At 47.1% G+C, this 9878-nt stretch carries 7 protein-coding genes and 2 pseudogenes; 5 read left to right on the top strand and 4 right to left on the bottom strand.

The window, feature by feature from the left end; genetic code table 11:
* Nucleotides 1-210 precede the first annotated feature (210 nt).
* On the top strand, nt 211-1023 hold the full coding sequence (locus tag DES54_RS12445; RefSeq protein WP_240635070.1) for a hypothetical protein: 813 nt from the start codon (nt 211-213) through the stop codon (nt 1021-1023).
* Nucleotides 1024-1128: 105 nt separating this feature from the next.
* Here DES54_RS12445 and DES54_RS12440 read toward each other — a convergent pair whose 3' ends face one another.
* On the bottom strand, nt 1129-2271 hold the full coding sequence (locus DES54_RS12440; RefSeq protein WP_113867823.1) for a Fic family protein: 1143 nt from the start codon (nt 2269-2271) through the stop codon (nt 1129-1131).
* Between the two features lie 523 nt (nt 2272-2794).
* On the opposite strand from DES54_RS12440, the gene DES54_RS12435 reads away from it, so the two are divergent.
* Both DES54_RS12435 and tnpB read left to right on the top strand, forming a co-directional pair.
* Nucleotides 2795-4045 carry a tyrosine-type recombinase/integrase gene (locus DES54_RS12435; protein ID WP_113867821.1) on the top strand — a complete coding sequence of 417 codons (1251 nt, stop codon included), beginning with the start codon at nt 2795-2797 and terminating at the stop codon, nt 4043-4045.
* A 385-nt stretch (nt 4046-4430) separates the two neighbouring features.
* Nucleotides 4431-4756, top strand: a pseudogene (gene tnpB, locus DES54_RS12430) (IS66 family insertion sequence element accessory protein TnpB).
* Nucleotides 4757-4849: 93 nt separating this feature from the next.
* Here tnpB and DES54_RS19105 read toward each other — a convergent pair.
* The 3 genes and pseudogenes from DES54_RS19105 to DES54_RS12420 all read right to left on the bottom strand — a co-directional run bounded on the left by DES54_RS19105 (nt 4850) and on the right by DES54_RS12420 (nt 7083).
* Nucleotides 4850-4984, bottom strand: a complete 135-nt coding sequence (locus DES54_RS19105) for a hypothetical protein (RefSeq protein WP_276309751.1) — start codon at nt 4982-4984, stop codon at nt 4850-4852.
* A 5-nt stretch (nt 4985-4989) separates the two neighbouring features.
* Nucleotides 4990-5598: pseudogene (locus DES54_RS12425) on the bottom strand (ISL3 family transposase); the annotation flags it as partial.
* A 3-nt stretch (nt 5599-5601) separates the two neighbouring features.
* Nucleotides 5602-7083 carry a DHA2 family efflux MFS transporter permease subunit gene (locus DES54_RS12420; protein ID WP_113867819.1) on the bottom strand — a complete coding sequence of 494 codons (1482 nt, stop codon included), beginning with the start codon at nt 7081-7083 and terminating at the stop codon, nt 5602-5604.
* A gap of 1366 nt (nt 7084-8449) precedes the next feature.
* Between DES54_RS12420 and DES54_RS12415 the strand changes: the two genes are divergently transcribed.
* Complete coding sequence (locus tag DES54_RS12415) at nt 8450-9379, top strand: hypothetical protein (RefSeq protein WP_113867817.1); 930 nt, start codon at nt 8450-8452, stop codon at nt 9377-9379.
* 140 nt (nt 9380-9519) lie between these two features.
* Nucleotides 9520-9705, top strand: coding sequence for an AlpA family transcriptional regulator (locus tag DES54_RS12410; protein ID WP_113867816.1), 186 nt, complete (start codon nt 9520-9522; stop codon nt 9703-9705).
* The last annotated feature ends 173 nt before the right edge of the window (nt 9706-9878 follow it).

Here is a 9878-nt window from a genome sequence, read left to right as displayed (position 1 = left end):
TGAATGCTATGATCGGCATAACTCAGTCCGGTTGGTGATTTGTTTTGATTTGGCGATTGATCAGATCGCTCAAACCGGATTGAGTTCCCTTCAGTGATCTACTATTAGGCGCAGTTATTTAGTTTACTTGCTGTTTTCTCTATTCTGTTTCAATGGGCCAGATTTAACCAAATTGAATTAAATCCTTCATATCAGACGACAAGGGCTGATATGGTAAACATATTGCTTAAAAACAATACAAACTTGGTCAATGAGGAAGTAGAGAAGATAATAGACTTTCTTATTCTCAATCCCAATAAGATAAGAAAGTTACTTGGTACTGATTCTGAATGCTTTGATGTTCCTATATCTGATCACAATAAACGAGATCATCGATATAATATTCGCCCACTAATAGAAACAAGCAATAGTAATATAATCTGGGGCGCTGCGGCAGCTTATCGAGCTGGGACAATATGGATTGTTCATATTGCAAATGGATATCTTCCTGCCGAGTTTGAATGGAGCCACATTTCACATGAGGTTGGTAAGATAAAAGAGGGCATTGAAAAACAATTAGAAATAACCACTTTTAATATTGTAAAAAGGTTCGCAACCCAAATTGAACTTGGCATCGACTTTAAGAAACGCTTTCCAAAGAAAAAATTTCCTGATGTAGGTGATTTTGATACTTTAGCCTATTTTTCTGATAGCAACACCTGGTTGAATATAGAGTGTAAGTATAATCAGCCCTACTATTGCATTAAAGATATGCGTCGTTTACGAGAGAAAATATTTGGTAGAGGTGATAAAAGAGGACAGATTGGGAAAATAGAAAAAAGAATTAATTTTCTAGCGGAAAATTATAATGATATTCTTACCCTACTAAACTGGAATAACTCCAGAGATAAGCATGACGTCAAATTCATTAATTTGTACATTAGTAGACAAATTTACTGGTGGTTGAGATATCCACCCTATGAAACTAATATTAACTTTGTACAAGTAGATGCGTTAGAATCTTGGTTACAAGAAAATTTATAGCATATTAATTAACATATATTAAATTAAGGTGGTTTGGGAAATAACCACCTTAATATTTATAGAAGACAAAAACATGGAGTCTGTAATTTAATTTACTCATTAAGATTATAGGTTAGGAATAAATCCTTCTTCCCGCAGAACCCTAATCACTCCACGAATAAGATACGAGTTAGAAAACTTTGCCGTATAGGAACGAGCACCTTCTTCCACTGGTTGGAGCAGTCCCCGGTCAATCAATTTACCGAGCTGATAAGTCACCTGAGCTGGTTTCATGTCAGGTAAAGCGGTACGGAGATCACCCGCTTTTATCGTCCCTAGCTCAACAGCGCGTTTAAGAACTTTAGATTCCAACGGGTTTATTAGCCCTCTTTCAGATGAAAAGTCGATCGCCGGATACAGTATTTTTGTACTCAAAAAAGCATGGTTTGTCAGTTGATCGACTTTCTTCAACTCAGATGAAATTCCCGAAAGTACATATAAACACCATTCTTCTAAGCCCCGCTCTGTTCCCTTATCCGCTAACGAAAGCATGGCGTAATAACGCTCACGATCATTACAGAATACCGCTGTCGGATTAAGAACCCGGCCACCTGCCTGAACATTAAAACCATACTTGATCAATAACGCATAAGTCAGCAGTCTGACCGTTCTGCCATTACCGTTGCCAAAGGGGTGTATCCAGCCGAAGCGGTGATGCACCAGCGCAATTTTCATCAGATCATATTTTGGTTTATCGGCACGGTTAATAAAGGCTGTCAGTTCTGACATATAGTCAGGAACATGGATATGATCCGGCGGTAAATGGTCAGACTGAGCGATGCTGACGTTATGCTGCCGATAGGCACCGGGCGTTTTATCACCTTCCTGTTGCAATCCGACAACCGCCAGACTATGTAGCTCGCGGATAAAATATTCCGTTATCTCATCACCATTATTTAGATGCTCGTCGATGAATTCCATCGCAGCTTCAATATTATTGATTTCTTTGAGCTGATCCGTTGAACTCTGTGTTCCTTCAACTTTGCTTTCAACATAGTCGGCAAGCGTGGTGTGGTTTCCCTCAATCCTCGCAGAACCCAGACTCTCCAGCATGTGGAAAACGGCTTTCAACTGCGCAAACAGAATAGGGTGAACATCCGTTTCCAGCTTCAGATGCCGGAGTAACTCCAGTTCCGTCAGCGCATCGACCAAAGGGGAGTCAAAACTGGGGTTCAGGAGCGAGAGTTCAAAGTGATTAAATTGAGCCATGATATGTAGTTATCTCAAATCGAGAATGAGAACATCTCAAAATAATAGCAAAAATACCAATATAATCCATATATTATAAATCACACTTTTTATGATTATCTCAAAAATTAAAAATCCAACATATCAAATCTACGTTTAGGAGATATTCAATACAGAGAGCTGTCGACTGTTGCCTGCATAGGAGATGGAACGACGTTTTTAGCGCCGTTAGCCGCTAAAACACCGATTCATCGTGACAACCATCACAAAAACAAAGCGATTTTTTATGGGGGCTTTCGTGGGGGCGCTGCTTACGATAAATATCAACAAAATAGATAATTAACAGCAAGTTAATCGTGAGCATGATCCCGAGTCCGGGCACCACCATTTCTTTTTTATGCTTTCTTATGAATCCCTATATATCTTAAATTCAATAAGTTGGCGTAAGAACCCTTTCCGATACGTTTTGATTTATCCCTAGGTATCCGGAAAATGTGGGGTCAAATTGCGGGTCATTCAGTTCGATGAATGGAGTGACCCACACATGGCTCTGACCGACAGTAAAATCCGCGCTGCAAAAACCTTGGTAAAATCCTACAAAATCACCGATGCTCACGGCCTGTATCTACTGGTATCCACCAGCGGCTCGCGCCTCTGGTATTTCCGCTACAGCTTCGGCGGCAAGGAATCCCGCCTGGCTTTAGGCGCCTATCCGCAGGTGACGCTGGCGGAGGCCCGTGAAAAGCGCGACGCCGCGCGCAAGCTGCTGGCATCCGGCATCTGCCCTTCCCTGTCCCGTGAATCCGAAAAAACCGCTGTAGACAAAACCCGCACCTTTAAACATATCGCAACCTCGTGGCACACCAGCAGCCTCAGGCTCTGGTCGGCAAGCCACGCGGATAAAATACTTACCTGCCTGAAACGCTATGCGTTCCCTGACATTGGCGAAATGGATATCGCGGAGGTAGAAACCCGGCATCTGGCGCAATTAATCAAAGCCATTGATGACAAGGGCGTCCATGACGTCGCCGGGAGAATGCGCCAGTATCTGACCAAAATCATGCGTCACGCCGTGCAACAGGGCCTAATCAAATACAACCCCGCGTTTGATCTGGGCGGTGTCGTGACGCCGATCGTGGCCCAACATCTTCCCGCTTTGCCGCTGCGACGCTTGCCCGAACTGCTGGAGAATATGGATAATTACAAAGGTCGGGTACTGACCCGTCTGGCGCTCAATCTCAATCTGCACGTCTTTCTGCGCTCAAGCGAGTTGCGCTTCGCCCGCTGGGAAGAGTTCGACCTGAAAGCACGTATCTGGACGGTGCCCGCGCAGCGCGAAGCCGTAAAGGGCGTGAGATTTTCAGAACGTGGCGCAAAGATGAAAGACGAGCATCTGGTGCCGCTATCCAATCAGGCAGTTGCTCTGCTAAAACAGATCAAGGCGCTTAGCGGCGAGTCGGTCTTCGTTTTTCCGGGTGCGCGTGGTCTGGACAAACCTATGAGCGAAAACACCATTAATAAAGCGCTACGCGTAATTGGTTATGACACCAAAACCGAAGTCTGTGGCCACGGGTTCAGAACGATGGCCTGTAGCGCCCTAAACGAGTCAGGGCTATGGTCAAAGGACGCCATTGAGCGACAGATGAGCCATAAGGAGCGCAACGGCGTGCGGGCCGCCTATATCCACAAAGCGGAGCATCTGGAAGCCCGCATGGAGATGATGCAATGGTGGTCGGATTATCTGGACGTGAACCGGGAAGGATATGTTGCACCGTATATTTACGCACGACTGTAGTGATGTAATGGACGCACCATCCAACGTAGCCAGTGCCCTACTTTTCTGTCTACGTTAATTCCGGTAGCAACATCACATCACTACCGCCGAAAAAGTTTGCTGCTTAAATCGGCGCGAGATTCACAATATTGCGCCACTTGGAGGAATGACTTGTAAAGATGGAAGTTGTGACAAAGGCAACGCCGACTGTTAAGAGTGCAATCTTGCAGTAGGTATCTCAACTATCAACTTCGACCGCGCTTCATCAATCGACATGATCGCTAGGATTGTCGAATATTCTGCGACAATTCATCTCGTAACCTGTTCAGAAGATGGTATCTACATTGGCATGTAGAAGCTTGCGCTCGTCTAAATCTCAACAGGGATCAGGATAAAGATCTAATTTATCGTTGTTGGCGCTGAGCATCGGGGGAAGGCCTTGCGGAAGGGTTTCCATGGCCTGGCCGAAAAAGTCGAGGGCACTCTGCGCGAAGACCCGTTATTCGGTCATGTTTTGTCTTCCGGGGTCGGCGTGGCAATCTGATAAAGGTGCTTTGGTCAACCGGCGACGGCCTGTGCCTGCTGGCAAAACGTCTTGAACGGGGCCGTTTTGTCTGGCCGCTGACCCAGGAGGGCAAGGTGTTCCTGACGCAAGCCCAGTTGTCGATGCTCATGGAAGCCATCGACTGGCGGCAACCAAAACGCATTCCGTTTAACCAATCGATATTGTAATCACGCCCCTGCCACACATACCATCCCGGCATGAAACCGAAAAAACACGCCCTGCCCACTGATATGCCTGCAGTGCAGTCCTCCATCGCGTATTTACAGGACGAACTTAACTCGCGTAATGCGGAAATCGACCGCCTGCTGGCACAACTGACGAAACTGCGCCAGCTTTACTTCGGCGGCAGCTCGGAAAAGGCCGACCGGCAAGTTGGCGAAAAAAACGGTGCTCATCTACTGACATTGATGAACCCCTGCTTTAACAGCGTGTTGTTTCTCGTTTTCAGCATCCTGTAGATGTCGAGCGCCAGCTGTTGTGCCATTTTCAACTGGGGCTCTTTTTTGCACATCAGCCTGATGAACCGCGATGTATAGTTTTCTTCCCCTCTGATCATTCGCCAGGGCATCAGCCAACGACTGACCCGCGAGGCTGAGGGTAGACTTCCAGGAGCAGCAACCGAGGCGTTTATTCCCTTACGCCACATGGCAACGGCGTCCCTGACCGTCGTTTCATCGCCGGTAAAGCCAGCAGCCACCATTTCCCGCCATAACTGACTGGCGTTATGGTGGCCACTTTCCCGTTGTTGTTCCAGCCAGACACAGCATGGATCAAAAAGTTCGGGCCTGGGTGGTTTGGTCATATTTCAAGGAACGCCCCGACTGTATCCATCGGCGAACAGTTACGCGGGATAACCCGGTGATGCGGGATATTTCCCGCATCCTTTTTTATGGAGCGAACTCACTTCCATCCAGCGTTTATGCCTCTTTTTACGCCGCTGTTGTTTAATCCGCCCCGGACGCAGCAGTGATGATGACGTGGTTTGAGAACATGAAATGCTCGGTGATGGAAGTCATCTGGTCTTGTTTAAGGGGACGGGGCGGTGGCGTCGGGCGATCAGCGTGAGTGCAACTGAGCCGACGACGGCGATGAGGGCGATGACCGATGCTCCGATGTAGGCGTCCTGAATGCCGGTGGCGATGCCGCTTTCCGGACCAGCTCTGGTAGAGCCGATCGTCATGAGCGTGACGAGCGTCGCCGTGCCGGCGGCGCCGGCGAGCTGCTGCACGGTCGAGAAGGTCGCGCTGCCATGGGAGTAGAGCGCAGCGGGGAGCGGGCTGAGTGCCGAGGTCATCAGCGGAGTGAAGAGGAAGGCCAGGGCGATGTGCATCACGGTGAACATGGCCATCGCCAGCAACGGGGAACCGTCCTGTGCGAGCGTCATCGCGAAGACCATTTGCGACAGGGCGAGCAGGACTGACCCGGGCACGACGAGCGGGCCGGCACCGACTCGGTCGTACAGACGCCCGATGATCGGCGAGAGCACCGCCAGGATGAGGCCGCCTGGCAGTAGCAGCAGGCCCGTGGCGAGCTTGCCGACGCCCAGTTCGTCCTGCAGGTAGAGCGGGAGCACGGTGAGCGTGCCGAACAGGGTCATCGCCACCAGGGCTGTGACGATGATCGCGATCGAGAACTGAGCCGTGCGGAACGTGCGCAGATCCAGCAGCGCGAGGTCGTGGCGGGCGAGACGTCGTTGCCGGACGACGAATACCAGCAGAAAGGCGGCGCCGATGACGAGCGGTATCCAGGGGGCGATGAGCGCCTCCCCGTGTGCGGACTCGCCGATGCTCACTAGTCCGAACACGATGCCGCTGGACGCGAGAGCGGCGAGGACGACCGAGAGTACGTCGATGGGAATGCGGTGCGTCTGGGTCACATTGCGCAGTCGGAAGATGCCCAGTAGGAGCGCCGCCGCCGCGATCGGCAGTACCGTCCAGAACAGGAAGGGCCAGTCCAGCACACTGAGCACCGCCCCCGACACCGGGGGACCAAGCGCGGGTGCGGCCGCGGTCACGATCGAGATCGTGCCCATAATCGAGCCGCGTCGTCGTGCAGGCACCGTGTGCAGCACTGCCGTCATGAGTAGGGGCATCATGACGGCAGCTCCTGCCGCCTGCACGATGCGTCCGGCCAGGAGCATGGCGAAGCCCGAGGACAAGGCGGCAATCAGAGTGCCGATGGTGAACAGCGACATGGCGGTGATGAACAGCTGGCGGACGGTGAAGCGCTGCAGCAGGAAGCCCGAGGTCGGGATCACGATCGCCATCGTGAGCATGTAGGCTGTCGTGAGCCACTGGGCTGTCGCAACAGAGATGCCGAGGTCGTCGATGATGCTCGCCAGAGCCACGTTCATGATAGTCTCGTTGAGCACGACCACGAACGTCGAGACCACCAGGATACCCAGCACGAGCGGCGTGCCAGGTGCGAGGCGGTCGTCGGTGACACGCCCATCAGCCGAGGCGCGCTGCGTTGGGGCGCTCAGATCGCTAATCATTCGCCCACCGCCGTCTCCGATAATTGTTTTTATTTATGCGTGAATATGCGTAAGATTCTATGCAATTTTCCTTCATTTCACCCGTCATTAATCCAACCAAATAGTTCTCATTCTTGTTAGGTTCTATACTAACATCCTTATAATAGTGTTCACTGTTCATGATGAGTACACCTCAAGTCATTAGTATGATTATTGATAACTAACTGACATTTTCAGCGCATTCAATTACTTTTGATAATAAATGATTTCATAATGTTTCACATGGGTGTTCTTACCAAACGGTCGTTGTCACAGCTTTAGATATGGTTTTGTCCCAAAAACAGCACCAAGTTTAGTCACCGTTCGCACTACGTGAAGTCACTTAAAGATAATATTTGTAATTATTTTTAATAAATTTAAATGCTATAAGTGTAATGTCTCACTGGTTTTTGGGGGCTTTCTTCTGTGGAAAATCTTCATCTTTCGTCCACGATAACAACTTGCTAGGCTGAGGTTATTGGAGCGAAATTTATCTTCGGACTGAATCCATGAGGACAAGATAATAAAAAACTCTCAATTAATTCGCTACACATCGCGCACCAACTGCTCCGTCATTTAATACTTGTTTAAACCTGTTCTCTACGGCGCTAAAGCAAGCCTATCTCCACCATCAAATAAAGACAATTTAGAGTTGCAGACAGGTAATTCCTTGCGGTTCCAACCATATTCAGCTTCGCTAAGGCTCTTAGTGAGGCAAGGGCGGCCTGTAATGCAGTTTTATCTTTCACTACCCTAGGCATCAAACGGTTAACGGAATACCTATTGTAGTGTGGATTTTGGCCAACATTTCATCCAAGCATATAGTCTATAACGTAAAACAAAATACTAACGCCATACTTTATCCGAAAATACCGCCTTGATTATGCAGAATACACAGTTTTCATCTTCAGGTATTTTATAAAAAACACCTGGCAGCTTTCAGTTCCTAATCTTGATTAATGTGTATATATTAAAAACAAGCAATCCGTTTATTATTACCTTTTCATTCAGATAAAACTGTTTACTAACATGCCACCCGTCTAACGTAGCGCGGCACAGATACAGTCGAAGCATGCATGTATTTTCTGTCGAAATTCATGAGTGCATTTAATAGTAAACATTATCTTAACGGTTTTATTCGCATGATGACTCACATATCAATAATTTTATTTGCTTAAACACCGCACCATTATTTATCACCAGATCAACTTCTATTTATTTCGTCTATAAATAAATCATCTTTATTTGCCCACGAAAAATTTCAAGCTTTATGTTTTCCAATAGCTATAGCACATCATAGTTCTTTATTTACTCTGCCAAATTTCCATTATATAGAAGGGGAAATATCATGAACCAAAATAGTGGTTATTTTAGTATAGAAAACCAAGTCCCTAACTGGCTAACGATAAAAGAAGCGGTCAAGATATCCGATAGGCTGGCGAGTATAAAAATAACGAGTGCTGACATTTATCGTAATGCGTTAAGCGGAAACATTTTCCTTTCCATCTATTTTCAATCCCCGTTCATATTACGAAAAGTTAAAACATCAAATCATAAAGTTAAACTTCGAACGGTTGAAAACTCGCTTATTAATCGCCTATGTTTTCTTGAAAAAAATTGTTTTATTAATAAAAGAAGATTAACCGTCAGTACCATGGGTAAATACATTTCCCCCGCACAGAGTATAATGGACACAACTTTGGCAGGATACGAATATGTCCTTGTACAACGCTTGCTGGCTCGTTCCTTGAACATTCCATTGCCCGCGACTGGAGCACATGATATCAATTATGGTATTTCAGTCATGCTTTCTGGTAAAATATTTCAGGTATACGAAAAAGTCACATGGCAGGAGAGAATAAAACATCAAATCATGCGACTGCCGGAAAATATCACTCGGGACATTTATGAAAATATAGAATTCCAACGGATGAACAAATATTACCACGGGGGGCATTATTTTCCAGTTCATAACTTACCGCAAGACGCTTGTTTCGTCATTCGATACACCGAATTTGAAAAGTTAATCAACATGCCAATTAAAAGCAGAGTAATTCCAGCATCTTCAACACGGATATCCACACCACTATCGCGCCTGTTCTGGCTTGCCTGTAAACATAATGAGGCCATCAGCCCATTAATCAGGCAACCTTATAAGCTCCTGTCCATCTTTGAACATTGGGCATCAAATGACGGTGTCACCGATCATCTGAGCGGCGACACGCTGAAAACTGCTCTTGAACGCGGTTCGCCCACTTCCGTTTCGGCATCAAATTAAGATGACGTCATCTAATCGATCTAAGAGTCCGTATTAAGGTCTGTGAATTCCGTAATACGGGCTTATCCACTTTCTCTCCGCCCCTCCTCTGTGTTGTCGTGTCATCTCCGGGTTATCCCATTTCTGCACTGGAGGTAGCTATGACATCCCATCAGTTATTACGCCTAAAGCAGGTTGAAGAAAAAACCGGTCTGAAACGCTCGCAAATCTATCTGTATATGAAAAGCGGCATTTTTCCACGCTCAATTAAGATTGGCCCGGTCAGTGTGGCCTGGCTCGAATCTGAGATTGATGAATGGATTAACCTTAAATTGACCAACCGCTGAAAGCGTTTAAGAGGGAATGATTATGAAAAATAATCACGGCGTGCATTTGCCTGTCATTCTGGACCTGCTCAAGACCTTTGCGTTCGAGCCCAGAATCATACGTAATCCCTATTATGATGAGATCTGGACATCCATTAAAAATCGCGTGTTTGACCATCCCCCGAAAATAACCC

Source organism: Brenneria salicis ATCC 15712 = DSM 30166, from assembly GCF_003315515.1.
Lineage (GTDB): Bacteria > Pseudomonadota > Gammaproteobacteria > Enterobacterales > Enterobacteriaceae > Brenneria > Brenneria salicis.
This window is presented reverse-complemented; position numbering and strand designations above follow the sequence as displayed.

Coding starts and splice junctions, on each gene's coding strand:
- DES54_RS12445 (WP_240635070.1), top strand. CDS start 211: ATGGTAAACATATTGCTTAAAAACAATACAAACTTGGTCAATGAGGAA.
- DES54_RS12435 (WP_113867821.1), top strand. CDS start 2,795: ATGGCTCTGACCGACAGTAAAATCCGCGCTGCAAAAACCTTGGTAAAA.
- DES54_RS12410 (WP_113867816.1), top strand. CDS start 9,520: ATGACATCCCATCAGTTATTACGCCTAAAGCAGGTTGAAGAAAAAACC.
- DES54_RS12440 (WP_113867823.1), bottom strand. CDS start 2,271: ATGGCTCAATTTAATCACTTTGAACTCTCGCTCCTGAACCCCAGTTTT.
- DES54_RS12415 (WP_113867817.1), top strand. CDS start 8,450: ATGAACCAAAATAGTGGTTATTTTAGTATAGAAAACCAAGTCCCTAAC.
- DES54_RS12420 (WP_113867819.1), bottom strand. CDS start 7,083: ATGATTAGCGATCTGAGCGCCCCAACGCAGCGCGCCTCGGCTGATGGG.
- DES54_RS19105 (WP_276309751.1), bottom strand. CDS start 4,984: ATGAGCACCGTTTTTTTCGCCAACTTGCCGGTCGGCCTTTTCCGAGCT.